Source organism: Morganella morganii H1r (assembly GCF_000633515.1).
GTDB classification, from domain to species: domain Bacteria; phylum Pseudomonadota; class Gammaproteobacteria; order Enterobacterales; family Enterobacteriaceae; genus Morganella; species Morganella morganii_B.
The window spans coordinates 118,449-145,161 of record NZ_AYMP01000014.1 but is presented as its reverse complement, the minus strand read 5'-3'; the positions used below and the strand labels follow the sequence as shown (position 1 = coordinate 145,161).

The following is a 26,713-nucleotide window of genomic DNA, read 5'->3' as shown; positions in this document are numbered from 1 at the left end:
TGGGTTTTGTAGTCAATTGGTAATACCAATTTCTTTTACAGGGTCTTAAAGTAACAAAGTATTCACCAACTGTCTATAAAGACCTTGAGCTAAATCATAAAAACCCGCAAGTTTTAACAATTTTTTTTAAATTTTAGCATAAATTGATAACTGATACGTTTAAATGCTGCATCGTGAATGTTACAGAATTTAACGTTTAAAATTCAGATAAATACGCAAACTGAACCGTTACAGTGACCAATTTGCTGAATACACAGTCTTATTTTGTGCATTTTTACCGCACATATATGCCGGTTTTTTAGGTTATGACGGCAAACAAGACCGTCTCTGCTATGACTATTGTTATCAAACTTATTCAATTCACAACAATTACCAGAATACTGATTCTAGCAGGGAACCGTTAAACAGGAAAATTTCACCTCAGTCATATCTGCGTAATTTTGCGGGTTATTCAGCCGGAACGTCTGCCGGATTCAGTGAATCCCTGTATCGCTTCCAGTCGAAACAGGGGCCGGGATCCGTTTTACGTCCCGGCGCAATATCGCTGTGCCCGGTGATATGCCCGTTCATGTGCGGATAATGCGCCAGAAGCACCTGTGTCACCGCCGCCAGAGCCCGGTACTGTTCATCGGTGAAAGGTTGGGTATCGGTGCCTTCCAGCTCAATGCCGACTGAAAAATCATTGCACTTTTCCGTACCCTGATAACAGGAAACCCCCGCATGCCAGGCCCGTGCATCAAAAGGCACATACTGCACAATTTCCCCGGTCCGGCGGATAAGGCAATGTGCGGAAACCCGCAGCGCCTGTATTTCTGCAAAAAACGGATGCGCATCCGGGTTCAGCGTCCCCTGAAAAAGCTGATCGATATACGGGCCGCCGAACTGTCCCGGCGGCAGACTGATATTGTGGATCACCAGTAAACGGGGAGTCACCTGTTCCGGCCGGGTATCGTGATGCGGTGAGATAACCCGGCGCGCTGTGGTCAGCCAGCCATCCTGAATATCCATTCGTTCTCCTGAGCAAAAAACCGTTATTGAATCACATAACAAATATCATATTGTGCCGCACAGTATACGTGTCTTCCCCCCTCTCCGGGGAGTGCTGATTTTTTACGGCTGATTTCTGCGTGTCAGACCGAAAAAAAATCTGCCGTTTTCAGTTGTTACACTGCAGTTTTCCATCTGTGCCGAGAAATCCGGATGCCTCTCTTTTTTGCCGATCCGTCATTGAATAGAGTGCATCACGCTAAATAAGTACCCCGTTCACTGACACAAAAGGAGCATCAGTATGAACCAGCACGGTTTCACATTAATCGAAGTGATGGTGGTGGTTGCCATTGTGGCGATCCTCAGTGCCATTGCGGTTCCCGGCTATCAGAACTATATCCGGAAGGCGGCACTGATTGACGTGCTGCGTACGGTGACCGCATTTAAAACCGGTGTGGAGCTGTGCAGTTTTGACAGCCCCGCCTTTGCCGGATGCAGCAGCGGACAGGGCACTATCCCTGCTGATTCACCGGGCCGTTATATCAAATCAGTCAAAGCAGAAAACGGTGTTGTGACTGTACTCGGGAACAGCTCACTGGCTGCGCTGACAGTCAGCACAACACCGGCAAAAAGTCCGCATAACGGTATCACTGTCTGGACTACCGTCTGTGAAACCAAAGAAGAGGCGCTGAAAAAAATCTGTCTTGACGTCATCAAGTAACTACTGACATGAAAAGGAATTCATTATGCAAACAGGCACACTGTCTCCTGTTACCCGCTCCGGCGGGGAAGAACAACTTCTGCTGGCTGAAGTTCATGCACTGTGTGAACGCAATGAACTGATGCTGATTGATTATAATCCGGATGCCGTCAGAGTTGCTGCCGCACAACAGCCGCGCAGGGATGTTGTATCTGCTATCCGGTTTCTGGCCGGTAAACGGGTTGATATTGAATTGTGGCACCGCGAAAAACTGGCCTACTGCCGCCGCAATACCGCGCTGCCCGAGCCGGTACTGTTCCCCGGTATCACTGCCGGGACACACACACCGGTCTCTGCCGATACCGGTAACAGCGGCACAGCCGCAGGTTCACCATTACCGCCGCCTGCACCGCCTCCGGTACAGGATTCCCGGCAACCGCCGGACACTGACACCTGGCCGGCAGAACAACAATCAGCGGCAGTCCGGTTTGTTAACCAGCTGATTGCCGGAGCTATCATTAAACGGGCATCCGACCTTCACATCGAACCGGCACAGCAGGGCTACCGGATCCGTGCCAGAATCGACGGACAACTGCATACACTGAACTCACCGCCCCCGGAAATCAGCGGGGAAATCATTATCCGTATCAAAATTATTGCCGGTCTCGATATTGCCGAAAAACGGTTACCCCAGGATGGGCAGTTTGAATGGCTGGAAAATAACACCCGCTATGCTGTCCGCGTTGCCACATTGCCGACCATTTACGGTGAAAAAGTGGTACTGCGCCTGCTGAGCACCACACAGAACCTGGCGCTGGAAAAATCAGGACTGACAGTTCCGCAACTGGAAACACTGCATGCAGGGCTCAGCAGTGCCACCGGTATCATTTTACTGACCGGCCCCACCGGCAGCGGAAAAACCGCCACACTCTACGGTTGCCTGCAGTATCTGAACCAGAATAACCGGAATATCTGCAGTGTTGAGGACCCGGTGGAAATCCCGCTGCGGGGGATCACCCAGACCCAGATAAACCCGAAGATTGAACTGGGCTTTGCCGCCATCCTCCGTGCCCTGCTTCGCCAGGATCCTGATGTCATTATGGTGGGAGAGATCCGGGATAAAGCCACGGCGGAAATGGCTGTCAAAGCGGCGCATACCGGGCATCTGGTGCTGTCCACCCTGCATACCAATTCTGCGGAAGATACGTTCTCACGGCTGCGGCAACTGGGTATTGACGAGTATTTCATGAAAACCTGTATCAAACTGATTATTGCACAACGTCTGGTCCGCGTGCTGTGCCCGCATTGTAAAACACAAAAACAGGAAACGGAGACCGTCATACTGAGCGGCGGAAAAACACATCAGTTCACCCCGTGGCAGGCAAACGGCTGTGATCACTGTTTTTCGGGCTATTACGGCCGTACCGCCTGTTTTGCATTTCTGACACCGCAGCATCCGCCGTCATCCGCTGCCGGTGAGTTACCCGGCTCACTGTTTGACGCCGGGGTCAGACTGGCAGAAACCGGCGTAACCACCCTCAGTGAGATTTACCATATGCAGGATATTTAATATCCGCTGACAACAGGAGTGATGCCATGCAATTTTACCGGCTGTATGACTGGTCCGGCCTGACATCTGCCGGCGGCGTGGTGACCGGAACGCTTATTTCGTCATCAGAGAATAATGCTGTCAATCAGCTGATTTCGCAGAGCATCACACCTGTTTCCCTCTGCTGCCGCAAACGGCTGGCCTGTTCGCGGAAAGAAAAACAGTATCTGCTGCATTTTACCCGGCAACTGACAATCTTACTGACATCAGGATTACCGTTACTGAAAGCACTCTCGCTGCTGGCCGGTGAATGCCGTCATCTGCTCTGGGAAGAAGTGATCCGGGCGCTTATCAGACAACTGCAACAGGGAAAAACCTTCACACAGGGAATAACGGAGTATCCCGGCTTATTTGATTCCTTTTACTGTCAGATGATTACGGTCGGGGAGGAAACCGGTAAATTACCGGAGTGTCTGCATACTATTTCACAGCATATTCAGAGCAACCTGGATCACCGGGCCACATTAATTAAATCCGTGCGCTATCCCGCCGCACTGTTCATTGTCAGCTCGCTGATGGTCACATTAATGTTTCTGTTTGTAATTCCTGAATTCGCAAAAATATATGCATCATTTGATGCGGAACTCCCGGTACTGACTCGGCAATTGATCCGGATTTCCGGTATTATTGCCGGTGACACAATTCCGGCACTGAGTCTGATGACAATAATTATATTTATTTATCATATATTTCGCCGGAAATACCCAAATGTTAAAAAAACAGAATCAGCCTGTATTCTGCGTATTCCGTTTATCGGTAATATTATTATCTGTCATCATGTCTCTCATATTTTTCAGATGCTGGCAATGACACAGCAATCGGGTATTACGCTCATTTCGGGTATTAATACACTTATTATGACAACCACGCATCCATTATATAAAGCAGCACTCACCACAATACGTGAAGAGCTGCTTAACGGAAAATCATTCAGTCAGTCAATTAAAAAATCCGGAGTATTCCCTGCGCTTTGCCATGAGCTGGTCGCCACCGGTGAAGCCAGCGGGCAATTCGGACATATTTTCCCCTATATTGCAGAATGGTTTAAATCTCTTGCCTTAAACCAAATTCAGGCATTTTTTAAAATACTGCAACCACTGTTGTTTATTCTTCCGGCAATTCTCATCGCTGTTTTATTAATTGCAATGTATTTACCTTTATTCCGGCTCGGTGAAGTTTTAGTCTGATAAACTATTCATAATTTAAGAAAACAGGATTAAAAAATTCAAACCTGTGAAATATCTCTGTATTAATCGCTTATTTGTCATAGGCGAAATTAATTTCATCAGGTACAATTTACCCGTTGTTTCAATCAGGACAAGATACAATGGCTTATATTGTTGCGTTAACCGGAGGGATCGGCAGCGGAAAAAGCACTGTTGCGGATATGTTTGCCCGTCTCGGGGTTCCTGTGACAGATGCGGATATTATTGCCCGTCAGGTGGTGGAACCGGGAACTCCGGCGTTGCAGGCTATTACTGATCATTTCGGCCAGCAGATTCTGTCTGCAGACGGCACTCTGGACAGAGCAGCCCTGCGCCGGAAAATCTTTGCAGACCCGGCAGAAAAAACATGGCTCAATCAGTTACTGCATCCGCTTATCCATCAGGAAACCCAACGTCAGCTGAATAATGTCACCGCCCCTTATGCCCTCTGGGTGGTTCCTCTGCTGGTTGAAAATAACCTTGCTTCCCTTGCGGATCGCGTGCTGGTTGTGGATATCCATCCGCACGAACAGATAGCCCGGACAATGCGCCGTGACGGTGTTTCCGCAGAGCATGCCGAAAATATTCTGCGGGCGCAGGCATCCCGTGAACAACGTCTGGCCGTTGCTGATGATATCCTGACAAATCATGATAACGATGAGCCGCTGATGCCCCGCGTCCTTGCACTGCACGAACTTTATACAGCACTGGCCCGTCAGCCAGAACAGGAACACCCATGAGCGAAATCCGTCAGTCAGTTATTTTTGAACACCCTTTAAACGAACGAACCCGTTCATGGCTGCGTATTGAAACATCACTTCAGCAAATGAGCACGCTGTCACCACTGGATTCTCTGCCGTCAAGCCTGGCGTTTTTCCGGGCTGTCGCAGAGTTTATTGAAGTGACTGATCGCGGTGAAGTCCGTTCGGAAATTTTAAAAGAGCTGGAAAAGCAGCAAAAGAAACTGGCCATGTGGGCAGAAGCGCCTAATGCTGACCAGGCGCTGATCCGTGGTTTTTCTGACGAACTGAAACAAAAATCGGCGGCACTGAGCAAAGCCCCCCGTATCGCCCAGCATCTGAAAGAAGATAAAATTATCAGCATCGTCCGCCAGCGGCTGAGTATTCCGGGCGGCTGCTGCGGCTTTGACCTGCCTTACCTTCATCTGTGGCTGAATCTGCCGCAAAGTGTCCGTGATACCACGCAGGCTGCCTGGATTGAAGGTTTACAACCGCTGCATAATGCGCTGAGCAGCCTGCTGACGCTGCTGCGCCAGTCTGCACCGTTTGTTGCCACTGAAAGCCACAACGGTTTTTATCAGGATAACGCAGAAGGTGCCGACTTACTGCGTCTGCGGCTGCCGGTTGATTTTCAGATTTACCCGCAGGTCTCCGGCCATAAAACACGTTTTGCCATACGCTTCCTGCATACTGACAGCGAACACGGTATAATACCGGCTACTTTACCGTTTGAAATTGCCTGTTGCTGACAGGGGAGGATGTTATGTCAGAAGCTATTATCGTTAACTGTCCGAATTGCAAAAAAGAGGTTATCTGGGGACCGGAAAGCCCGTACCGCCCGTTTTGCAGCAAACGTTGTCAGTTGATTGATCTCGGGGAATGGGCGGCTGAAGAAAAACGGATTGCCAGCCAGAGTGACCTTTCTGACAGTGAAGCCTGGAGCGAACCGGAAGACAGTTCACCGTACTGATTAACCCGGCGGCGGCTGAACAAAACAGCCGCCGTCCGTATATCTGAACCTTATTCCGTCAGCAGTGCCACAATCCCCCGGTTGACCGGCGGGAACTCCTCAGCAATCAGGGCGGTTTGTTTTACCCAGCGGGATGGCTGACCTTCGCGGCCATACGGCGCATTCTGCCACTCTTCCACCAGAAAGAAATAAATGGTGATCAGACGATCCGGAAATTCATGTTCTGCCGTCTGCAACAGTTCGCCGGGAACCGCCACAATACCCAGTTCTTCTTCCAGTTCCCGTATCAGCGCCTGTTCCGGTGATTCTCCGGCTTCCAGCTTTCCGCCGGGAAACTCCCAGTAACCGCCCATATGGGATTCAGCCGGACGCTGAGCAATAAAGATATCGCCTTCTGCATTACGGATAACGCCGGCGGCAATACGTAAGTGTTTTTTTTCCATCATCTTGTGTCCGTTTTATTTACAGAAGAAAGGCGGGTTTCCCCGCCTTTTTACTTTTTTATGCTAATCGTCTGTCAGAGACCGGTTATTTCAGTGCACCGTGGCACTGCTTGTATTTTTTGCCGGAACCGCAAGGGCACGGATCGTTACGGCCGACTTTGCGGACACCGGATGCCATTTCGGCCTCTGTTTTGGTCATCAGCGCAGTATTGTCATTTTCATGGCTGAGCTGCAGGCGCTGTGCCAGACGTTCAGCTTCCTCACGACGGCGCTGTTCCAGAGCTTCCACTTCTTCCGGCATGCGGACCTGAACTTTGGAAATGGTGCTGACCACTTCATATTTCAGACCTTCCAGCATGTTAGCAAACATGGAGAAAGATTCACGCTTGTATTCCTGCTTCGGATCTTTCTGTGCGTAACCGCGCAGATGGATCCCCTGGCGCAGGTAATCCATTGCCGCCAGATGCTCTTTCCACAGCGTATCAAGCGTCTGCAGCATCACGCCTTTCTCGAAGTGACGCATCATTTCAGCGCCGACAATATCTTCTTTGGCTTTATAAACCTCGACCGCTTTCTCCAGGATGCGCTCACGCAGGGTTTCTTCGTGCAGCTCAGGCTCTTTATCCAGCCACTCTTTGATTGGCAGATGTAAGTCGAAATCCTGTTCCAGACGTTTTTCCAGTCCCGGGATATCCCACATTTCTTCCAGAGACTGCGGCGGAATGTATGCATCGATAACCGTAGTGAAGACATCACCACGGATGCTGTCGATGGTTTCGCTGATATCGCCGTTATCCAGCAGATCATTACGCTGGGTATAGATAGCGCGGCGCTGGTCGTTTGCCACATCATCATATTCCAGCAGCTGTTTACGGATATCAAAGTTGCGGCTTTCCACTTTGCGCTGTGCGTTGGCAATCGCTTTGGTTACCCACGGATGCTCAATCGCCTCACCTTCTTTCATGCCCAGTTTACGCATCATGCCGGTAACACGGTCAGAGGCAAAAATACGCATCAGCGCATCTTCCATAGACAGGTAGAAGCGGGAAGAACCGGCATCCCCCTGACGGCCTGAACGACCACGTAACTGGTTATCGATACGGCGGGATTCATGGCGCTCAGTACCGATGATATGCAGGCCGCCTGCTGCCAGAACGGCATCGTGACGCTCCTGCCATGCCGCTTTCGCTGCCGCGATATTCTCTTCTGTCGGCTCATCCAGCGCAGTCAGATCCGCCTGTAAGCTGCCGCCCAGTACGATATCCGTACCACGACCCGCCATGTTGGTAGCGATAGTCACATGACCGGAACGACCGGCCTGTTCAACGATATCCGCTTCCATGGCGTGGAATTTGGCGTTCAGTACACTGTGCTCAATTTTGGCTTTTTTCAGTGCGTTGGAGATAAGCTCTGATTTCTCGATAGAAATAGTCCCCACCAGCACCGGTTGTCCGGCAGCTGTACGCTCACGGATATCTTCAATGATGGCATTGAATTTATCCGCTTCGGTCATATAAACCAGATCCGGTAAATCTTTACGGATCATCGGACGGTTAGTCGGGATAACAATGGTATCGAGTTTATAAATTGAACTGAATTCAAAGGCTTCCGTATCCGCTGTACCGGTCATCCCGGCCAGTTTGGTGTATAAACGGAAGTAGTTCTGGAAGGTGATAGAGGCCAGTGTCTGGTTTTCATTCTGGATTTCCACACCTTCTTTGGCTTCCACCGCCTGATGCAGACCATCAGACCAGCGGCGGCCCTGCATGGTACGGCCGGTGTGTTCATCGACGATGATAACCTCACCTTCGCTGACGATATAATCCACATCACGGACAAACAGGGAGTGCGCACGCAGACCCGCCATAACGTGGTGCATCAGCATGATATTGGATGGTGAGTACAGGGATTCGCCTTCATTCATCAGACCGGCTTCAGATAACAGCTCTTCCACCAGCACCAGACCGCGCTCAGTCAGTGTGACCTGACGGGTTTTCTCATCCACAGAGAAGTGACCTTCACCTTTGAAGGTGTCGGAATCTTCTTTTTCCTGACGAACCAGGCGCGGGATCAGTTTATCCACTTTCATGTACAGCTCAGAGCTGTCTTCTGCCGGACCGGAGATAATCAGCGGGGTACGGGCTTCATCGATTAAGATGGAGTCAACCTCATCCACCAGCGCGTAGTGCAGTTTACGCTGAACACGCTCTTCCGGGCTGAACGCCATGTTGTCACGCAGATAGTCAAAACCGTATTCGTTGTTGGTACCGTAGGTGATATCCGCAGCATACGCTTCGCGTTTGGCCGGTGCAGGCATGCCCGGCAGGTTGATGCCGACGGTCAGTCCGAGGAATTCAAACAGCGGGCGGTTGTTTTCGGCGTCACGCTGGGCGAGGTAGTCGTTCACTGTCACCACGTGAACCCCTTTGCCGGACAGGGCATTGAGATAAGCAGGCAGTGTCGCGGTCAGCGTTTTACCTTCACCTGTACGCATTTCGGCAATGCAGCGTTCGTTCAGCACCATGCCGCCGATCAGCTGGACATCAAAGTGACGCATACCAAATACTCGCTTACTCGCCTCACGTACTGTGGCAAATGCTTCCGGCAGGATATCCTGCTCGGATTCACCTTTGGCCAGGCGATCACGGAATTCCTGTGTTTTGGCTTTTAATTCATCATCACTGAGCTTTTCGAACTCAGGTTCCATCCGGTTGATCGTTTCCACGGATTTGCGCAGGCGGCGTAAAGTACGGTCATTCCGGCTGCCGAAGATTTTTGTCAGTAATTTTACCAGCATAATAAACGTCTCTGTTCAGGCACAATCAGGCCTTGTTAATAATCGAATGTGTTAATAATGTCGTTGAGGGACTACGCTGATTGTACGGGACCGGCACGGATGCCGCCGGTGCGGGCAATCCACTGAACTGAAAAAGACGGGGACGGGTTATCTGCGGCAATGCGCTGCGGCATGACAGCCGGATGATAAACAGGCAGTGCCGGGGAGTCGGTCAGAATGGCATACAGTGCCGCCAGCATATTTTGCGCGGCGCCATCATGCCGGTCTTCTGCCGGGGTATTATCTTTTGAGGCATCTTCCGGACAGGAAAACGCAAAGGAAATCTGGCGGATAACATTACGGACCGCATGCTGCTGCCAGTAATTGATGCTCTGTGAGGTTCTCGCCGGCTGGCTGCTTTGCAGGAACAGGCTGTCAAAGGCGGATAATGCCTGACTCTGGCGGTTTTGTGTTGTCCCGGCACCGGCTGTGGTAACATCACCGTTGTTCAGGACTGCAGGCAGGCCAAAACCGGTCGCCACAATCCCGATAAAGAGATGGCACCAGAAATAACGCCTGCCAAATTGCCGCCAAAGATTTAAAATAGTGTTTCCCTCACGAGATCCGGAGTATATGTGATGCGCGACAGTCAGCCAGTTTCCCTTGAAAGCCTGCTGGAAAGCGGGACTAAGGATAATAATACCCTTAAAAGTATTCAGCAGCGTGCTGTCGTGTTACTTAAACTCAACCGCGCCGTTCTGGCGCTGCTGCCCGCGATGCTCAAACCACATTGCCGCGTGGCTAATTATCGCAAACAACTGTTAATTCTGGAAGTCTCTAACGCCGCGCAGATGACCCGGCTGCGTTACGAACTTCCCGCGCTGCGTTCTGCGCTGCGCCGGGAGATTTTACCATCATTATCGGCTATCGACATCAAAATCAATCCGTCATTGATGAAATCATCGTCAACCGGGTTACCGGGTGATGATAAAAACAGCAATTCAGCGTTCAGAGGGCAAAAGACAACGGGGCCGGGACGGAAACTGAGTGTAGAAAGTGCCGGTTCACTGAAGGCGCTGGCGCAGAGAAGCCCGGAGAAACTGAGGAAGAAACTGGAGAAATTGGCTGCACTGGCCGGAGAGAGTACCAGTGCAGCAGATTAAGCAGACGGTTATCTGGCAAATAACGTCAGTGACAGGAGTGTCAGGGTCAGGGCAACAAGCTGTGGTGCCATGACCTGATTACGCCAGTACGGTTGACGGTGCACGGAATGCAACCGGCATCTGTGCTTCGTTCTCGAATGTCACGAGTTCCCAGGCGCTCTCTTTAGCCAGAACAGCCTGCAGTAACTTGTTATTCAGTGCATGACCGGATTTAAATGCGGTAAAGGCACCAATGATGTTGTGGCCGCACATAAACAGGTCACCGATAGCATCCAGCATTTTGTGACGGACAAATTCGTCTTCAAAACGCAGGCCGTCTTCATTCAGCACGCGGTAATCATCCACCACGATGGCACAGTCAAAACTTCCGCCTAAACATAAACCTTTGGACTGGAGATATTCAATATCACGCATGAACCCGAAGGTACGTGCGCGGCTGATATCCCGGACAAAGTTTTCCGCAGAGAAGTTCATCGCGTAGCGCTGAGTGCTGGAATCGATCGCCGGATGGTTGAAATCGATAGTGAAATCCAAGCTGAAACCGTTAAACGGAGAGAGTTCAGCCCACTTATCACCATCTTCAACACGGACGGTCTCTTTCAGACGCAGGAATTTCTTCGCGCTGTTCAGTTCTTCAATACCGGCATCCAGTAACAGGAAGACGAACGGGCTTGCGCTGCCATCCATAATCGGAATTTCCGCGGCATCGACTTCGATAACCAGGTTATCAATGCCGAGTCCGGCCAGTGCGGCGTTTAAATGCTCAACCGTGGAAATACGTACGTTGTCTTCATTTACCAGACAAGTACATAACATCGTATCACGCACGGATTTCGCATCTGCCGGAAAATCGACAGGCGGATTAAGATCAGTACGGCGATAGATGATCCCGGTATTGGCCGGTGCCGGACGCATTGTCAGCGTAACTTTTTTACCGGTGTGTAAACCTACACCCGTAGCCTGAACAATACGCTTTAATGTTCTTTGTTTGATCATCGTGTCTGTCTCGTTTGATTAACTGTCTCCCTGCCATTATAAACTAATGACAAGGGAGATAGTTTAGCACAAAAAGCGGAGATGCAAATCTTTTCGGTTTAGTCAGCCTGTTTGCGTAAGAAAGCCGGGATATCTAAATAATCCGGTTCTTTATTGCTTTGTGCTGACGAATCGTTGACAACCTGTGCCACTGATTTGCTGTCATCCATGCTGGTCATGCTGTTTTGCATTTGTGCATAACGATGTTCCATGTTGTTGGTCTGTACCGCTTTGTTGGTTACCAGCGTGATTTCAGGACGTTTGTCCATGCCGATACCGGTCGCGACCACAGTCACACGCAGTTCATCGTTCATTTCAGGGTCTAAAGACGTACCGATAACCACGGTCGCATTATCCGATGCAAATGCACGGATAGTGTTACCCACGGTTTCGAACTCATCCAGACGCAGGTCAAAGCCCGCCGTGATGTTAACCAGCACACCACGCGCACCGGACAGGTCGATATCTTCCAGCAGCGGGCTGGAAATCGCCATTTCGGCGGCTTCTTCCGCGCGGTCTTCGCCGCGTGCCGCGCCGGAACCCATCATGGCGTAACCCATTTCTGACATCACGGTACGGACGTCCGCGAAGTCAACGTTCATCAGACCCGGACGGGTGATCAGTTCTGCGATACCCTGAACCGCGCCGCGTAACACATCGTTAGCCGCTCCGAAGGCATCCAGCAGTGAGATCCCGCGGCCTAATACTTTCAGCAGCTTGTCATTCGGGATGGTGATCAGTGAGTCAACATGCTTCGATAACTCCGTAATCCCCTGCTCGGCGAATGCCATGCGTTTTTTGCCTTCAAAGTTGAACGGCTTGGTCACCACAGCAACGGTCAGAATACCCAGCTCTTTGGCAACTTCAGCAACAACAGGTGCCGCACCGGTCCCGGTACCGCCGCCCATACCGGCTGCGATAAAGACCATGTCCGCACCGTCGAGTGCATTGCGCAGAGCTTCGCGATCTTCTTCCGCCGCGTTACGGCCCACTTCCGGGTTTGCACCCGCACCCAGGCCTTTGGTGATCCCGTTACCAATCTGAATAGTCTGGCCGACGGCGGTTTTACGAAGCGCCTGAGCGTCCGTATTCACAGCGAAGAATTCAACGCCTTCGATGCGTTCACGGACCATATGCTCAACAGCGTTACCGCCGCCCCCGCCGACGCCGATGACTTTAATCACCGCGTCGTTGGTCAATTCCATCGGTTCAAACATAATCTCTCTCCGTTTTGTGCCTTTCTTATTATGGCCCGGCGCTTATTATCGCCAGCCTTAGTACAAATTAAAATTCTTTTCTGAGCCAGCCAGTTAATTTTTTAAACCAACTGCTCACCGAGGCACGTTTTTCTGTCTCGGTATCGCCGACCAGGTGAGATTCTTTTCCGTAATGCAGCAACCCTACCGCTGTAGAGTAATACGGTTCCTGCGCATAATCCGTTAAGCCGGTTATATTAAGCGGTTGTCCGATACGAACCTGTGTATGGAAAACACGCTGGGCGCACTCAACCAGTCCGTTAATCTGAGCCGCACCACCTGTCAGCACGATACCAGCGGCCAAATGGTGTTTGACACCCTGCTGACGTAATTGTTCCTGTACTTTCAAAATTTCGTCATTAACCAGATTGAGTAATTCGGTGTAACGCGGCTCAATCACTTCGGCTAATGTCTGGCGCTGTAAGCTGCGCGGCGGACGCCCGCCGACACTCGGCACTTCCAGGGTTTCGTCTTTGCTGACCAGAGACCCCAGCGCACAACCGTGACGGACTTTAATCGCTTCCGCATCATTAGGCGGTGTACCGAAAGCATATGCGATATCGCCGGTCACCACATTCCCGGCATACGGGATAACACGGGTGTGACGCAGTGCGCCGCCGGTGTAAATCGCCATATCCATTGTGCCGCCGCCGATATCCACCACACAGACACCCAGCTCACGCTCATCTTCTGTCAGAACCGCGAAGCTTGATGCCAGACCGGCAAAAATCAGCTGATCCACTTTCAGTCCGCAACGCTCAACGGCTTTGACAATATTCTTGGCCATGTCGTTATGACAGGTGATCAGATGCACTTTTGCCTGCATCCTCACACCGGATAATCCCACCGGGTTTTTAATGCCTTCCTGGTAATCAATGGCATATTCCTGCGGGATCACATGCAGAACACGGTGCTCGTCGCGGACACGGACAGATTTCGCCGTGTGCACCACATTCTCCACATCTTCCTGGGTCACTTCCTCTTCTGAAATCGGTACCATACCGATCTCATTCTGGCAGCTGATGTGTTTACCGGATAACGCCAGATAGACTGATGAAATCTGGCAGTCCGCCATCAGTTCCGCCTGGTCGATGGCACGCTGAACGCATTTTACCACCGACTCCAGATCATTGACGCCGCCTTTGTCCATTCCGCGTGACGGGCAGTTGCCCGCACCGATAATGTTCACCACACCGTCCGGCAGAATTTCACCAACAAGCGCAGATACTTTGGCGGTGCCTATTTCGAGGCCGACGACTAATTTTCTATCCGTTGCTTTGATCATTGTTATTCTGCCCGCCTTCTATACCTGTTATGTCTTAATGTCCGTTTGCGAAAGGATCGATCTGCAATGGCGCCCAGCCGACCGCAGCACCACTGTCATAGCGGAGATCGACATAATCAACCCGTTTGTCCTGTTCCTGCACCAGAGTCGGATACAGTTCGGTAAAACGCTGCAACCGGCCCCGGGTATCCAGCCGTCCGAGTTCAACCCGGATGTCATTATCCAGCACCAGCTGCCAGGCATGACGCGGTGACATGGAGGCTGATTTGATTTTCAGTCCCGTCCCGCTGAGCTGCTGCGCCATTTCACGATACCCGCTCAGAACATCCTGTTCACTGCCCTGTGCCCCGTAGAGCATCGGGAAAGAATCTTTTTCTGTCAGTTCCGCCGGCAGGCTGAAGACCCGTCCGGCGTCATCTATCATCTGTGAGTCATTCCAGCGTGCATACGGCACATACTCGACCAGATGAATTTTTAATTCGTCCGGCCACTGTTTGCGCACAGTGACCTGACGTAGCCACGGGATCCGTTCCAGCTGCTGCTGCACATCATTGACATCCAGTGTCATAAACGTGCCGGGTGTCCCGAGGGATAATACCGCTTTGCGCACATCATCATTAGTCGTGTAATGGCGCTCACCGGTTAATACCAGTTTTGACATCGGCAGGCGGTCTGCATCTTTCATCCAGTTCAGCACCATCAGACCACCCCAGACCAGCGTTCCCAGCACCATCAGGAAAAACAGCAGCCCGGCAAGGTATGTGCCGTTACTGGGACGTGAACCTTCATAATCCGGATCCGGTTCCGGTTCACGCATATTCAGTGCAGCCTGTGACATATCAGTCCGCCAGTGCCAGAACATCCGCCACAAAAGCGGAGAAGCTCATGCCGGCCTGACGCGCCGCCTGCGGCACCAGACTGTGGTTGGTCATACCCGGGGAGGTGTTCACTTCCAGCAGGTAGAACTGTCCGTCACTGTCGAGCATCACATCCACACGACCCCAGCCTTCACAGCCCACGGCTTTGTAAGCGGCTTTTGCCAGCTCACGGATTTCTGTTTCGCGTGCCCCTTCGAGGCCGGGGCAGAAATATTGTGTGTCGTCAGAAATATATTTGGCTTCGTAGTCATAGAACACCGCCGCCGGCTGAATGCGGATAGACGGCAGCATCTGCTCACCGAGGAAACCCACGGTGAATTCCGGGCCGCTCAGCCATTTTTCCACCAGCACATCTTTGTCATGTCTGAACGCTTCTTCCAGTGCCGGACGCAGCGCCTGAGCATTATCCACTTTGGACATACCGACACTCGAGCCTTCCAGGCTTGGTTTGACAATCACCGGATACCCCAGTGATGCCACACCCTGCTGTAATTCTTCATCACTGATGTGCGCAAAACGGGCCGCACTGATGGCAAAGTACGGGGCAATCGGCAGTCCTGCGCCTGCCCAGAGCTGTTTGGTACGCAGCTTGTCCATAGAGAGAGCGGAGGCCATCACACCACTTCCGGTGTACGGCAGCCCCATCTGCTCCAGGCAGCCCTGCAATGTACCGTCTTCCCCGCCGCGGCCGTGCAGCGCGATAAAGACTTTGGTAAAACCGTCTTCCTTCAGACGGGTCACCGGATACTCTTTGGTATCCACCCCGAACGCATTAATTCCGGCTTCTTTTAAACCGGCAAGCACCGCCGCACCTGAAGCCAGAGAGACTTCACGTTCTGCGGATGTTCCGCCCATCAGTACCGCGACTTTTTCAGTCATTCTTAATTATCCTCACTCAAAACCGGCCGTAATTTTGTGTCAGCCAATGTACGCGCTATTTTACCGATATTTCCGGCGCCTTGAACCAGTATTAAATCATTATCTTCAAGAACCTGTGCCAGTACCGCTGCAATTTTGCCCGGTTCGGTGACCAGAATCGGATCCAGCTTGCCGCGCTGGCGGATTGTGCGGCACAGCGAACGGCTGTCCGCCCCCGGAATGGCAGGTTCACCGGCGGCATACACATCCAGCATCAGCAGGATATCGACCTGATCCAGCGTGTTGGCAAAATCCTCATACAGGTCGCGGGTACGGGTATAACGGTGCGGCTGAAAAACCATCACAATCCGCTTATCCGGCCAGCCTGCTCTTGCCGCCTTGATAGTCGCATCCACTTCGGTCGGATGATGGCCGTAATCGTCCACCAGCATCACGCTGCCTTCTTTCTGGTTGACGTGCTCCAGCGGGAAGTTGCCGAGAAAGTCAAAACGACGTCCGGTCCCCTGGAATTCACGCAGAGAGGCCAGAATGTCCTCATCCGGAATACCCTCTTCTGTCGCGACCGCAATCGCTGCCGTGGCATTCAGCACGTTGTGACGGCCCGGTGCATTCAGTTCCACAGTCAGATCCGGCAGATTCTCACGCTGAACCGTAAAGAAGCACTGCGAACCGCGCTGTTCAAAATCAGTAATTCGGACATCCGCATCCTCATGGAAACCATACGTAATCACATAACGACCGATGCGCGGCACGATGTCGCGGATCACCGCATCATCCATGCACACCACCGCCAGGCCGTAGAACGGCAGGTTGTGCAGGAAGTTCACAAAGGTGTCTTTCAGGGTTTCAAAATCACCGTGATAAGTATCCATGTGATCCGGCTCGATATTGGTGACCACGGCGACCATCGGCTGCAGGTGCAGGAAAGAGGCATCACTTTCATCCGCTTCCGCAATCAGATAACGGCTTGAACCGAGACGCGCATGCACACCGGCGGCTTTGACCAGCCCGCCGTTGACGAAGGTCGGATCCAGACCACCGCGGCCATAGATACCGGAAATCATCGCCGTGGTGGTGGTTTTGCCGTGCGTGCCGGCAATCGCCACACCGTGACGGAAGCGCATCAGTTCCGCGAGCATTTCCGCGCGGCGGATCACCGGAATACGGGCATCACGCGCCGCCACGATTTCCGGGTTATCCGCTGAAATGGCGGTGGATACCACCACCACACTGGCGTCTGCCACGTTTTCCGGACGGTGATTGAAATAAATCGTCGCGCCCAGATTAGTCAGCTGTTTTGTTACCGCATTCGGCGCCAGATCAGACCCGCTGATCTCATAACCTTCGTTCGCCAGCACTTCCGCTATGCCGCCCATACCGGCACCGCCGATGCCGACAAAGTGGATGTGCCGGACACGTTTCATTTCCGGAATGAAGGATCGTAATTTCGCCAATTGCTGTGTATTCACGTTATTTCTTCGCTATATCAATTCGTTAGTGTTTTTTTGCTGCCGCAATAATTGCATCCGCCACCCGTTTGGTGGCATCGGTAATCGCGACACTCCGTGCTTTTTCCGCCATGGTCAGCAGTCGTGGTCTGTCCCACTCACGCAGCTGCTCTGCCACCGCCTGTGCATTAAAGGCCGGCTGTTCCATGATAACCGCCGCGCCCGCCTGTTCCAGCGGCAGCGCATTCCAGTATTGCTGGCGGTCTTTATGCTGAAACGGCACAAAAATTGCGCCCAGCCCGGCGACCGCGATTTCACTGACGGTCAGCGCCCCGGAGCGGCAGATAACCACGTCCGCCCAGGTATAAGCTTCAACCATGTCATCAATAAATTCTGTGACAGTCACACTGTCTGACGCATTCTGCGTGTTATACAACGCCTGTGTGCTTTCCGCACTGCCTTTTCCGGCCTGATGACGGATACAGACAGTATCCCCCATAATCCCGGCCACTTCCGGCAGGGTCTGGTTCAGGATACGCGCGCCCTGACTGCCGCCGATCACCAGAATGCGGATCGGCCCTTCACGCCCGGCAAACCGTTCTGCCGGAGACGGCAGAGTGAGGATATCCTCACGTACCGGGTTACCGACCACCGGAGCCTGCGGGAAGGCGCCCGGGAATCCCTGTAATACCGTGGTGGCGATTTTCGACAGCCAGCCGTTGGTCAGCCCGGCAACACCGTTCTGCTCATGCAGGATCACCGGAATACCACAACGCCACGCCGCCACACCGCCCGGGCCGGAGACAAATCCGCCCATACCGAGCACCGCATCCGGCTGGTAATCACGCATAATTTTTTTCGCCTGTTTTATCGCTTTCGCGATACGGAACGGCGCGGTGAGCAGCGCTTTTACGCCTTTGCCGCGCAGACCGGTAATCTCAATAAAATCGATATCAATGCCGTGTTTAGGCACGAGCTGAGCTTCCATCCGGTCGCGGGTACCCAGCCAGCGGATTTCCCAGCCCTGACTCTGTAAATAGTGCGCAACCGCAAGCCCCGGAAAGACATGTCCGCCACTACCACCGGCCATCACCATCAGACGGGGGGCTTTATTACTCATCGCGCTCTCCTTGAGAATGCCTGGGCTTTCGCCAGGCGTGTTTCAAAATCAATCCGCAGCAGCAAAGCAATGGCTGTGGTCATAATCACTAAACTCGAACCGCCGTAACTGATCAGCGGCAGTGTCAGCCCTTTGGTCGGCAGCATACCGGAGGCGGCACCGACGTTAACCAGAGCCTGGAAGCTGAACCAGATGCCGATGGCACAGGCCAGAAAACCGGCAAAACGCTGGTCAATCATCAGCGCACGGCGACCGATAACCATGGCACGGAAGGCGACAAAAAAGACCATCAGCAATACCAGGATCACGCCGAAATACCCCAGTTCCTCACCGAGGATGGCAAAAATAAAGTCAGTGTGGGCTTCCGGCAGGTATTCCATTTTCTGGATAGAATTGCCCAGCCCCTGACCGAAATAATCACCGCGCCCGAAGGCCATCAGTGATTGTGTTAACTGGTAACCGCTGCCGAACGGATCTTCCCACGGGTCAAGGAACGAGGTCACACGCCGCATACGGTAAGGTTCGGCGATAATCAGCAGTACCACTGCCGCGACACCGCCGCCGATAATCGCGATAAACTGCCACATTTTGGCACCGGCGAGAAAAAGCAGCGCCAGTGTAGTGACAAACAGCACAACCACGGTACCGAGATCCGGCTGTAACAGCAGTAACACCGCCAGCACAAACATCACGCCCATCGGCTTGCAGAATCCCCAGAAGTTATTTCTGACTTCGTCCACCTTGCGCACCAGATAGCTAGCGAGATAAACAAACAGTGCCAGTTTCGACACTTCCGCAGGCTGAATACGCATCGGCCCGATCGCTATCCAGCGTGATGCCCCGTTGACGGAGCTGCCCACGCCGAGTACCACAATCAGCCCGCCGATCGTACCAATCAGCAGCAATGTGCTGTAGCGCTGCCACATCTCCAGCGGGAAACGCATAATCACGACAGCGATAATAAAAGCAAAAATTAAGAAGCCGCCGTCACGCTTGGCAAAATAGAAAGGATCATCCGCCAGACGCTGCCCGACAGGCATTGAGGCGGAAGTCACCATCACAAAGCCAATCGCGGCCAGTCCCAGTGCAAACCACAGCAGTGTCCGGTCATACATCACGACCGTACTGAACTCGCCGTTACGCTCGCCGATCATCCAGTTTTTAAAACGCTGTGATCCGGGGAATTTCATGCCGCTAACTCCCGTGCCAGACGGGCAAACTCACGCCCGCGCTCTTCAAAATTACGGAACTGATCCAGGCTCGCACAGGCCGGTGATAACAGCACCATATCCCCCGCAGCCAGTGACGGTGCCAGCGCCCGCATGGCCTGCTCCATGGTGTCTGTCAGCAGAGAGACATCCGGACGCAGCTGCGCCAGCTGTGCACCGTCACGCCCGAAGCAGTAAAGACGGATTTTTTCGCCGCTCAGGTACGGCAGCAGCGGTGAGAAATCCGCTGATTTGCCGTCACCACCGAGCAGCAGATGCAGACAGCCGTCCACCTGCAGGCCGTTCAGCGCTGCTTCGGTACTGCCGACGTTGGTGGCTTTGGAATCATCAATCCAGCGGATCCCGGCAGATTCGTGCACCAGCTGAAAACGGTGCGGCAGGCCGCTGTAAGTGCGCAGTGCTTTCAGTGCGCCTTCGCGCGGGATATTAACCGCATCCGCCAGCGCCAGAGCTGCCAGGGCATTACAATAGTTGTGCTGACCGTGCAGGATCATCTCATTGCAGCTGATAATTTTCTCGCCGCAGAAACAGAGTGACTGCTCATCGGTATCCAGCCAGTAATCCCCTGTTTCGGTGCCGAAGCTGACATATTCAGACCGGTCACAATCGCAGCCCGGCTGTGTCAGTGCATCTTCCGCGTTATACACACAGACCGCAGCGTCGTGATAAACACGCAGTTTTGCCGCACGGTACTGTTCCAGCCCCTGCGGATAGCGATCCATATGATCTTCCGTGACATTCAGAACCGTGGCGGCTGCCGGTTTCAAGCTGAACGTGGTTTCCAGCTGAAAACTGGATAACTCAAGCACACAGAGCTCGTAATCGTCTTTCAGCAGTTCCAGTGCCGGCAGGCCGATATTACCGCCGACACCGGTACGCAGACCGGCACAGCGTCCCATTTCCCCCACCAGGGAGGTCACGGTGCTTTTACCGTTTGAGCCGGTGATCGCCACCACAGGCACTGTCACTTCGCGGGCAAATAATTCGATATCGCCGATAATTTCCGCACCGGCCTGCACCGCTGCCTGCAGTTGCGGGGTACTGACCGCCACACCCGGGCTGGCGATAATCAGGTCGGCATCCAGCAGCCACTGCGCTTCAAAACCGCCGCAGTGACACTGAACGCTGTCCGGCAGCTTATCGATGCCGGGCGGGGAGGTGCGGGTATCCATCACTTTCGGTGTGACGCCGCGCGACAGAAAAAAGTCCACACAGGAAAGCCCGGTTAAACCGAGCCCGACAATCACAATGTCTTTCCCCTGATAATTCGTCATGATTAACGTACCTTGAGTGTCGCCAGACCGATCAGCACTAACATCAGGGAGATAATCCAGAAGCGGACAATCACCCTTGGTTCAGGCCAGCCTTTTAATTCATAATGGTGATGAATAGGTGCCATCCGGAAAATACGCTGACCGCGTAATTTGAAGGATCCGACCTGTAAAATCACCGACAGCGTTTCCACCACGAAAACACCGCCCATAATCAGCAGCAGGAATTCCTGGCGCAGCAGAACAGCAATGGTACCCAGCGCACCGCCGAGTGCCAGTGAACCGACATCCCCCATAAAAACCTGGGCCGGATAGGTGTTAAACCACAGGAAGCCCAGCCCTGCCCCGACAATCGCGGTGCAGACAATCACCAGTTCCCCGGCATGCGGCAGATACGGGATATGCAGATAATGGGCGAAATTCACGTTACCGGTTGCCCACGCCACCAGCGCAAAACCGGCAGCCACAAAGACGGTCGGCATAATAGCAAGGCCATCGAGACCGTCCGTCAGGTTGACCGCATTACTGGTGCCGACAATCACAAAATAGGCCAGCAGGATATACAGCACACCCAGCTGCGGCATCACATCTTTAAAGAACGGTACCACCAGCTCGGTTGCCGGTGTATCTTTGCCGATGGCATACATGCTGAATGCCACGATCAGTGCCAGCACGGACTGCCAGAAATATTTCCAGCGGGCAATCAGCCCTTTGGTGTCTTTGCGCACCACTTTGCGGTAGTCATCGATAAACCCGACAATCCCGTAGCCAATCAGCACCAGCAGCACACACCAGACATACGGGTTATCCAGACGTGCCCACAGCAGAACAGAAATGGCAATGGAGAACAGGATCATCACGCCGCCCATGGTCGGGGTACCGCGCTTGCTGAAATGCGATTCCGGTCCTTCGTTGCGGACAACCTGACCAATCTGCATTTTCTGGAGGTATGCAATCACATGCGGCCCCATCCATAATGCGATAATCAGCGAGGTCAGCAGGCCGACGATGGCACGGAACGTCAGGTAAGAAAAGACGTTAAACGCAGTGTGAAACTGCACCAGATACTCAGCCAGCCAAATCAGCATGGGACATTCTCCTGCAAGGCGTGCACAACTTCTTCCATTGCGGAGCTGCGTGAACCTTTAACTAAAATTGAAATTGATGAATGCTGTGCCACCAGAGGTGCCAGTGCAGCAATGAGGGTTGTTTTGTCAGCGAAATGGCGTCCCTGGCACTCATCACTGATAAAATGACTGAACTGACCTGCGGTGAATACCGCATCCAGCCCGGCATCACGGGCAGCCTGCCCGACTCTGCGGTGACTCTCTTCGGCATAACCGCCCTGTTCGCCGATATCCCCGGCAACCAGCACACGATAACCCGGCAGTTGTGCCAGCACACGGATTGCGGCAATCATTGAGCCGTCATTGGCATTGTAGGTATCGTCAATCACCAGTTTACCCGGTGCCAGTTCAACCGGGTATAACCGCCCCGGAACGGCACGGGTCTGCGCCAGGCCACTGCGGATATCCGCCAGTGTCGCCCCGGCAGAGAGTGCCAGTGCCGCTGCCGCGAGGGTATTGGCAATATTATGACGGCCCGGCAGCGGCAGTGTGACAGCAGTGCTGCCTGCCGGTGTGTGCAGGGTAAAATCGGTGGTCAGCGGGTTTATCACCACATCAGCCGCGTAAAAATCTGCCTGCGGGTGCGGATCAACGGAGAAACACCAGCGGGTCTGACGCGGCGTCAGGTGCGCCTGCCAGTGAGTGAAATCATTGCTTTCCAGATTGATGATCGCGGTGCCTTCGTCAGTCAGGCCGGTGAAAATTTCCCCTTTTGCCTGTGCGATAGCGTCTGCGGAACCGAACTCGCCGATATGGGCGGCAAACAGGTTATTCACCAGTGCGGTCTGCGGGTGTGTCATGGCGGCAGTATAGGCAATTTCACCGGTGTGGCTGGCACCCAGCTCAATCACCGCAAACTGATGTTTTTCTGTCAGGCGCAGCAATGTCAGCGGCACGCCGATATCATTATTAAAATTACCGGCGGTAAACAGGGTTTCACCTGCCTGCTGTAAAATTGCAGCGGTCATCTCTTTAACAGACGTTTTGCCGGAAGACCCGGTCAGCGCCACCACTTTCGCCTGACTGCGGTCACGGTTGCCTTTCGCCACCGCGCCCAGTGCAAGACGGGTATCGTTAACAATAATCTGCGGACAGTTCACGTCCATGCGGCGGTTCACCAGGACGGCGGCGGCACCTTTCGCTGCCACATCCGCAATGAAATCATGAGCATCAAAACGTTCACCGGCCAGGGCGATAAACAGTGCACGTTCACCGATAGTGCGGCTGTCCGTGGTGATACTCTCAATCCGTTCTGATGCCGCGTGATCGCTGAGGATAAGCTCCCCGGCGGTCAGTTGTGCGATATCAGCGAGGGAGAACGGGATCATGCTATGACTCCCAGCAGGCGGGCGACGGTCAGGCGGTCGGAGTAGTCCAGACGGCGGTTGCCGACCAGCTGATAATCCTCATGCCCTTTTCCGGCCACCAGCACCACATCATCCGGTTTTGCCTGCATCACCGCAAAGGTGACCGCTTCCGCACGGCCCGGGATCGGCAGAGCACGGGAGGTATCAACCAGTCCGGCCATAATGTCATTGATAATCGCCTGCGGCTCTTCGCTGCGCGGGTTATCGTCGGTAATCACCACCACATCCGATTCCTGCTCGGCAATAGCCCCCATCAGCGGACGTTTACCTTTGTCACGATCACCGCCGCAGCCGAAGACACACCACAGTTTGCCTTTGGTATGCAGACGCGCCGCACTCAGTGCTTTTTCCAGCGCATCCGGGGTGTGAGCATAATCGACAACAACCGTTGGCCGGTTATCTGCGGTGAAAACTTCCATCCGGCCGCAGACCGGTGTTAACGCGGTTGCAGCGCTCAGCAGTGTATTCAGGTCATAGCCCAGTGCCAGCAGGGTTGCCGCGGCCACCAGCAGATTACTGACGTTAAAAGCGCCCATCAGCGGGCTGTCCAGTGCACCGTCACCCCAGCTTGAGGTAAAGGTGATGTGCGCCCCGCTGTCATGATAATCCACCGAAACGGCTTTCAGAAAACGCCCCTGCCAGTCAGAAGGCAGATTGTCATCCATTGTGACGGCGACCGCTTCCGGCAGTTTTGCCAGCCATTTCAGCCCTGTCTCATCATCCGCATTAATAATTTTTTGTTCGCTGTGATGGGTTGAGAACAGCAGCCATTTGGCGGCTTCGTAGTTGGCCATATCACCGTGATAATCAAGATGGTCACGGCTCAGGTTAGTAAAGACCGCTGCCCGGAACGGCAGTGCCGCCACACGGCTCTGAACCAGTCCGTGAGAGGAGACTTCCATTGCCGCCACCGTGGCACCTTTCTTCGCCAGTTTATCCAGTTCAAGCTGGATATCGACGGCTGAGCCGGTGGTGTTTTCCGTCGGGATCACATGGCCAAGTAACCCGTTCCCGACCGTCCCCATCACGGCGCTGGTTTCGCCCATCGCCTGAGTCCACTGCGCCAGCAGCTGGGTGGTGGTGGTTTTACCGTTAGTACCGGTGACGCCGATCAGTTTCAGACGCTCCGCCGGATGGTGATAGAACTCACCGGCCAGACCGGATAATTTTTCATTCAGGTGGCTGAGATAAACCACCGGTACGCCATGCAGAACCTGTACACTGCCGTCTTCCGCTGCGCCATCCGCTTCCGCGACCACGGCAGCCACACCCTGGGCAATGGCCTGAGGAATGTAGTGACGTCCGTCAGACTGGTGGCCTTTAACCGCCAGAAACAGATCACCGGCAGCCGCTTTACGGCTGTCCGGGGTCATATCACGTAACGCCTTAGCCGGTGCATCAACACCGAGCGGCGCGAGTAAATCGCGCAAATTACGATCTGCCACTTGTACCCTCTTTTGGTTTAGTAATAACCACTTCATTAGTTTGTTCTTCCGGTGTCAGCGCATCGGGTTCCACGTTCATTGTCCGCAGAACACCGCCCATGATGGCACCGAATACCGGTGCGGAGATCGCACCCCCGTAATACTTGCCGCCCTGCGGGTCGTTGATAATCACAACCAGTGCAAAACGCGGACGGCTTGCCGGTGCAACCCCGGCGGTGTAAGCGATATAACGGCTCACGTATTTCCCGTCATCGCCCACTTTTTTCGCCGTCCCGGTTTTAATCGCCACGCGATACCCTTTAATTGCAGCGCGCGTTCCGCCGCCGCCCGGTAACGCAACACTTTCCATCATCTGCACCACGGTTTTCATCACCGGTTCAGGGAAGACGCGGGTGCCCGGCACCGGCGGATCCACTTTTGTGATGGACAGCGGACGGTAAATCCCGAAACTGCCGATTGTTGCATAGGCCCGCGCTAACTGTAACGGTGTTACCATCAGCCCGTAGCCGAAAGAAAAGGTGGCCCTTTCAAGCTCAGACCACCGTGTTTTTTTACTTGGGTATATGCCACTGCTTTCTCCGACCAGCCCCAGATTGGTCGGTTTTCCCAGCCCGAAACGCGAATAGACGTCCACGAGTTCCTGAGCGGGCATCGCTAACGCAAGTCTTGAGACACCTACGTTACTCGACTTCTGTAAAATACCGGTGATGGTCAGTTCGGCATAACGCGCCACGTCTTTGATTTCATGACCACTGATCCGGTACGGATAGGTATTCACCACGCTGTTCGGTTTGATGATGTTGTTGTTCAGTGCCGTCATCACCACTAACGGTTTTACCGTCGATCCCGGTTCAAAGATATCGGTGATAGCGCGGTTACGCATGGCATCTTTCGGCGTGCCCTGGAGGTTGTTCGGGTTATAGGACGGGCTGTTCGCCATCGCCAGAATTTCCCCGGTATTCACATCCACCAGAATCGCCGTGCCGGATTCCGCTTTGTTCAGTGCCACCGCACTGCTGATTTCGCGGTATACCAGCGCCTGTAAACGCTCATCAATACTGAGTGTCAGGTTGTGTCCGGCCTGACTTTCACGGGCGATGATGTCTTCGATAACACGGCCGCCGCGATCTTTGCGGACTGTCCGCTGTCCCGGAACCCCGGTCAGCCAGCGGTCAAAGCTTTTCTCAACCCCTTCAATCCCTTCATCATCAATATTGGTGACACCAATAATATGAGCAGTGACGGAGCCGGACGGGTAATACCGTTTTGATTCCGCCTGTAAATAAATTCCCGGCAGATTCAGTTTTTTCACATAATCGCCGATGGTCGGGTTCACCTGACGCGCCAGATAGACAAAACGGCCTTTCGGGTTCGCCGTGACTTTGCTTTTCACCTGGTCGAGCGGAATATTCAGTGCTTCGGACAGTGCGCGCCAGCGGGTGTCATCCCCTACCCCGCCTTTGTCGGCTAACTCTTTCGGATCAGCCCAGACCGCATTCACCGGCACACTGACCGCCAGCGGACGCTCCATGCGATCACTTATCATGCCGCGTGCGGTCGGGATTTCCTGGACGCGCAGCGAGCGCATGTCGCCCTCTTTGACCAGCATGTCCGGGTTGATAATCTGTAAATACGCGACCCGGATCAGCAGTGCGGCCAGGGCAAGCCCGATACCGCCGCATAACAACGCAAAACGCCAGCTGATAAAACTGGCTTTTTCTTCCGGACGTTTGATACGGGCACCGCCCTGCGTTTTGGCTGCTGCTTTTCTGCTTTTCAT

The 26,713-nt window shown here is 53.4% G+C and carries 24 protein-coding genes; 7 read left to right on the top strand and 17 right to left on the bottom strand.

Annotation, left to right across the window (positions count from 1 at the left end; translation table 11 throughout):
• Nucleotides 1–447 precede the first annotated feature (447 nt).
• Nucleotides 448–1,008 carry a 1,6-anhydro-N-acetylmuramyl-L-alanine amidase AmpD gene (ampD, locus tag U868_RS0107685; RefSeq protein WP_025152794.1) on the bottom strand — a complete coding sequence of 187 codons (561 nt, stop codon included), beginning with the start codon at nt 1,006–1,008 and terminating at the stop codon, nt 448–450.
• Between the two features lie 280 nt (nt 1,009–1,288).
• Between ampD and ppdD the strand changes: the two genes are divergently transcribed.
• The 6 genes from ppdD to yacG all read left to right on the top strand — a co-directional run bounded on the left by ppdD (nt 1,289) and on the right by yacG (nt 6,211).
• The gene (gene ppdD / locus U868_RS0107680; RefSeq protein WP_025152793.1) at nt 1,289–1,708 is read left to right on the top strand and encodes a prepilin peptidase-dependent pilin; all 420 of its coding nucleotides are present in this window, start codon (nt 1,289–1,291) and stop codon (nt 1,706–1,708) included.
• 25 nt (nt 1,709–1,733) lie between these two features.
• The gene (locus tag U868_RS0107675; protein ID WP_025152792.1) at nt 1,734–3,257 is read left to right on the top strand and encodes an ATPase, T2SS/T4P/T4SS family; all 1,524 of its coding nucleotides are present in this window, start codon (nt 1,734–1,736) and stop codon (nt 3,255–3,257) included.
• A 26-nt stretch (nt 3,258–3,283) separates the two neighbouring features.
• Nucleotides 3,284–4,483, top strand: coding sequence for a type II secretion system F family protein (locus U868_RS0107670; RefSeq protein WP_025152791.1), 1,200 nt, complete (start codon nt 3,284–3,286; stop codon nt 4,481–4,483).
• A 140-nt stretch (nt 4,484–4,623) separates the two neighbouring features.
• Nucleotides 4,624–5,241, top strand: a complete 618-nt coding sequence (coaE, locus tag U868_RS0107665) for a dephospho-CoA kinase (protein ID WP_025152790.1) — start codon at nt 4,624–4,626, stop codon at nt 5,239–5,241.
• On the top strand, nt 5,238–5,990 hold the full coding sequence (gene zapD, locus U868_RS0107660) for a cell division protein ZapD (RefSeq protein WP_025152789.1): 753 nt from the start codon (nt 5,238–5,240) through the stop codon (nt 5,988–5,990). Before coaE ends, zapD begins: the two co-directional genes overlap by 4 nt.
• Before the next feature lie 14 nt (nt 5,991–6,004).
• Nucleotides 6,005–6,211, top strand: a complete 207-nt coding sequence (gene yacG / locus U868_RS0107655) for a DNA gyrase inhibitor YacG (RefSeq protein ID WP_025152788.1) — start codon at nt 6,005–6,007, stop codon at nt 6,209–6,211.
• A 50-nt stretch (nt 6,212–6,261) separates the two neighbouring features.
• Here the strand turns inward: yacG and mutT are convergent, their stop codons facing one another.
• The 3 genes from mutT to secM form a co-directional block, all read right to left on the bottom strand.
• A complete protein-coding gene (gene mutT / locus U868_RS0107650) occupies nt 6,262–6,654 on the bottom strand; it encodes an 8-oxo-dGTP diphosphatase MutT (protein ID WP_029990837.1) in 393 nt (130 codons plus the stop codon).
• Nucleotides 6,655–6,739: 85 nt separating this feature from the next.
• Complete coding sequence (gene secA, locus U868_RS0107645) at nt 6,740–9,451, bottom strand: preprotein translocase subunit SecA (protein WP_025152786.1); 2,712 nt, start codon at nt 9,449–9,451, stop codon at nt 6,740–6,742.
• A 71-nt stretch (nt 9,452–9,522) separates the two neighbouring features.
• A complete protein-coding gene (gene secM, locus U868_RS0107640) occupies nt 9,523–10,035 on the bottom strand; it encodes a secA translation cis-regulator SecM (protein WP_025152785.1) in 513 nt (170 codons plus the stop codon).
• A gap of 33 nt (nt 10,036–10,068) precedes the next feature.
• Between secM and U868_RS0107635 the strand changes: the two genes are divergently transcribed.
• Nucleotides 10,069–10,593: a DUF721 domain-containing protein gene (locus U868_RS0107635; protein WP_025152784.1), complete on the top strand. Its 525-nt coding sequence runs from the start codon at nt 10,069–10,071 to the stop codon at nt 10,591–10,593.
• A 78-nt stretch (nt 10,594–10,671) separates the two neighbouring features.
• Here U868_RS0107635 and lpxC read toward each other — a convergent pair whose 3' ends face one another.
• The 13 genes from lpxC to ftsI all read right to left on the bottom strand — a co-directional run bounded on the left by lpxC (nt 10,672) and on the right by ftsI (nt 26,713).
• Nucleotides 10,672–11,589 (bottom strand): UDP-3-O-acyl-N-acetylglucosamine deacetylase, encoded by a 918-nt coding sequence (gene lpxC / locus U868_RS0107630; RefSeq protein WP_025152783.1) that lies wholly within the window; start codon nt 11,587–11,589, stop codon nt 10,672–10,674.
• A gap of 98 nt (nt 11,590–11,687) precedes the next feature.
• Nucleotides 11,688–12,845 (bottom strand): cell division protein FtsZ, encoded by a 1,158-nt coding sequence (gene ftsZ / locus U868_RS0107625; RefSeq protein ID WP_025152782.1) that lies wholly within the window; start codon nt 12,843–12,845, stop codon nt 11,688–11,690.
• Nucleotides 12,846–12,912: 67 nt separating this feature from the next.
• On the bottom strand, nt 12,913–14,169 hold the full coding sequence (gene ftsA / locus U868_RS0107620; protein WP_025152781.1) for a cell division protein FtsA: 1,257 nt from the start codon (nt 14,167–14,169) through the stop codon (nt 12,913–12,915).
• Nucleotides 14,170–14,203: 34 nt separating this feature from the next.
• On the bottom strand, nt 14,204–15,007 hold the full coding sequence (gene ftsQ, locus U868_RS0107615; RefSeq protein WP_025152780.1) for a cell division protein FtsQ: 804 nt from the start codon (nt 15,005–15,007) through the stop codon (nt 14,204–14,206).
• Between the two features lies 1 nt (nt 15,008).
• Nucleotides 15,009–15,926, bottom strand: coding sequence for a D-alanine--D-alanine ligase (locus tag U868_RS0107610; RefSeq protein WP_025152779.1), 918 nt, complete (start codon nt 15,924–15,926; stop codon nt 15,009–15,011).
• A 2-nt stretch (nt 15,927–15,928) separates the two neighbouring features.
• Nucleotides 15,929–17,395 (bottom strand): UDP-N-acetylmuramate--L-alanine ligase, encoded by a 1,467-nt coding sequence (murC, locus tag U868_RS0107605; protein WP_025152778.1) that lies wholly within the window; start codon nt 17,393–17,395, stop codon nt 15,929–15,931.
• A 25-nt stretch (nt 17,396–17,420) separates the two neighbouring features.
• Nucleotides 17,421–18,494 (bottom strand): undecaprenyldiphospho-muramoylpentapeptide beta-N-acetylglucosaminyltransferase, encoded by a 1,074-nt coding sequence (gene murG / locus U868_RS0107600; protein ID WP_025152777.1) that lies wholly within the window; start codon nt 18,492–18,494, stop codon nt 17,421–17,423.
• Complete coding sequence (gene ftsW, locus U868_RS0107595; RefSeq protein WP_025152776.1) at nt 18,491–19,684, bottom strand: cell division protein FtsW; 1,194 nt, start codon at nt 19,682–19,684, stop codon at nt 18,491–18,493. The genes murG and ftsW overlap by 4 nt, the downstream gene beginning before the upstream one ends.
• Nucleotides 19,681–20,997, bottom strand: coding sequence for a UDP-N-acetylmuramoyl-L-alanine--D-glutamate ligase (murD, locus tag U868_RS0107590; protein ID WP_025152775.1), 1,317 nt, complete (start codon nt 20,995–20,997; stop codon nt 19,681–19,683). Before murD ends, ftsW begins: the two co-directional genes overlap by 4 nt.
• A gap of 2 nt (nt 20,998–20,999) precedes the next feature.
• Nucleotides 21,000–22,082: a phospho-N-acetylmuramoyl-pentapeptide-transferase gene (gene mraY / locus U868_RS0107585; protein WP_025152774.1), complete on the bottom strand. Its 1,083-nt coding sequence runs from the start codon at nt 22,080–22,082 to the stop codon at nt 21,000–21,002.
• Nucleotides 22,076–23,449 carry a UDP-N-acetylmuramoyl-tripeptide--D-alanyl-D-alanine ligase gene (gene murF / locus U868_RS0107580; RefSeq protein WP_025152773.1) on the bottom strand — a complete coding sequence of 458 codons (1,374 nt, stop codon included), beginning with the start codon at nt 23,447–23,449 and terminating at the stop codon, nt 22,076–22,078. Before murF ends, mraY begins: the two co-directional genes overlap by 7 nt.
• Nucleotides 23,446–24,933, bottom strand: coding sequence for a UDP-N-acetylmuramoyl-L-alanyl-D-glutamate--2,6-diaminopimelate ligase (murE, locus tag U868_RS0107575; protein WP_025152772.1), 1,488 nt, complete (start codon nt 24,931–24,933; stop codon nt 23,446–23,448). Before murE ends, murF begins: the two co-directional genes overlap by 4 nt.
• Complete coding sequence (gene ftsI / locus U868_RS0107570) at nt 24,920–26,713, bottom strand: peptidoglycan glycosyltransferase FtsI (protein WP_025152771.1); 1,794 nt, start codon at nt 26,711–26,713, stop codon at nt 24,920–24,922. The genes murE and ftsI overlap by 14 nt, the downstream gene beginning before the upstream one ends.

Excerpts from the sequence above, each read along its gene's own strand:
- U868_RS0107675 (WP_025152792.1), top strand. The coding sequence starts at position 1,734 with ATGCAAACAGGCACACTGTCTCCTGTTACCCGCTCCGGCGGGGAAGAA.
- lpxC (WP_025152783.1), bottom strand. The coding sequence starts at position 11,589 with ATGATCAAACAAAGAACATTAAAGCGTATTGTTCAGGCTACGGGTGTA.
- secA (WP_025152786.1), bottom strand. The coding sequence starts at position 9,451 with ATGCTGGTAAAATTACTGACAAAAATCTTCGGCAGCCGGAATGACCGT.
- U868_RS0107610 (WP_025152779.1), bottom strand. The coding sequence starts at position 15,926 with ATGACTGAAAAAGTCGCGGTACTGATGGGCGGAACATCCGCAGAACGT.
- ftsA (WP_025152781.1), bottom strand. The coding sequence starts at position 14,169 with ATGATCAAAGCAACGGATAGAAAATTAGTCGTCGGCCTCGAAATAGGC.
- U868_RS0107670 (WP_025152791.1), top strand. The coding sequence starts at position 3,284 with ATGCAATTTTACCGGCTGTATGACTGGTCCGGCCTGACATCTGCCGGC.
- yacG (WP_025152788.1), top strand. The coding sequence starts at position 6,005 with ATGTCAGAAGCTATTATCGTTAACTGTCCGAATTGCAAAAAAGAGGTT.
- zapD (WP_025152789.1), top strand. The coding sequence starts at position 5,238 with ATGAGCGAAATCCGTCAGTCAGTTATTTTTGAACACCCTTTAAACGAA.
- murD (WP_025152775.1), bottom strand. The coding sequence starts at position 20,997 with ATGACGAATTATCAGGGGAAAGACATTGTGATTGTCGGGCTCGGTTTA.
- ampD (WP_025152794.1), bottom strand. The coding sequence starts at position 1,008 with ATGGATATTCAGGATGGCTGGCTGACCACAGCGCGCCGGGTTATCTCA.
- ftsZ (WP_025152782.1), bottom strand. The coding sequence starts at position 12,845 with ATGTTTGAACCGATGGAATTGACCAACGACGCGGTGATTAAAGTCATC.
- coaE (WP_025152790.1), top strand. The coding sequence starts at position 4,624 with ATGGCTTATATTGTTGCGTTAACCGGAGGGATCGGCAGCGGAAAAAGC.
- murF (WP_025152773.1), bottom strand. The coding sequence starts at position 23,449 with ATGATCCCGTTCTCCCTCGCTGATATCGCACAACTGACCGCCGGGGAG.
- ftsI (WP_025152771.1), bottom strand. The coding sequence starts at position 26,713 with ATGAAAAGCAGAAAAGCAGCAGCCAAAACGCAGGGCGGTGCCCGTATC.
- mraY (WP_025152774.1), bottom strand. The coding sequence starts at position 22,082 with ATGCTGATTTGGCTGGCTGAGTATCTGGTGCAGTTTCACACTGCGTTT.
- murG (WP_025152777.1), bottom strand. The coding sequence starts at position 18,494 with ATGAGTAATAAAGCCCCCCGTCTGATGGTGATGGCCGGTGGTAGTGGC.
- U868_RS0107635 (WP_025152784.1), top strand. The coding sequence starts at position 10,069 with ATGCGCGACAGTCAGCCAGTTTCCCTTGAAAGCCTGCTGGAAAGCGGG.
- ftsQ (WP_025152780.1), bottom strand. The coding sequence starts at position 15,007 with ATGTCACAGGCTGCACTGAATATGCGTGAACCGGAACCGGATCCGGAT.
- ftsW (WP_025152776.1), bottom strand. The coding sequence starts at position 19,684 with ATGAAATTCCCCGGATCACAGCGTTTTAAAAACTGGATGATCGGCGAG.
- mutT (WP_029990837.1), bottom strand. The coding sequence starts at position 6,654 with ATGGAAAAAAAACACTTACGTATTGCCGCCGGCGTTATCCGTAATGCA.
- ppdD (WP_025152793.1), top strand. The coding sequence starts at position 1,289 with ATGAACCAGCACGGTTTCACATTAATCGAAGTGATGGTGGTGGTTGCC.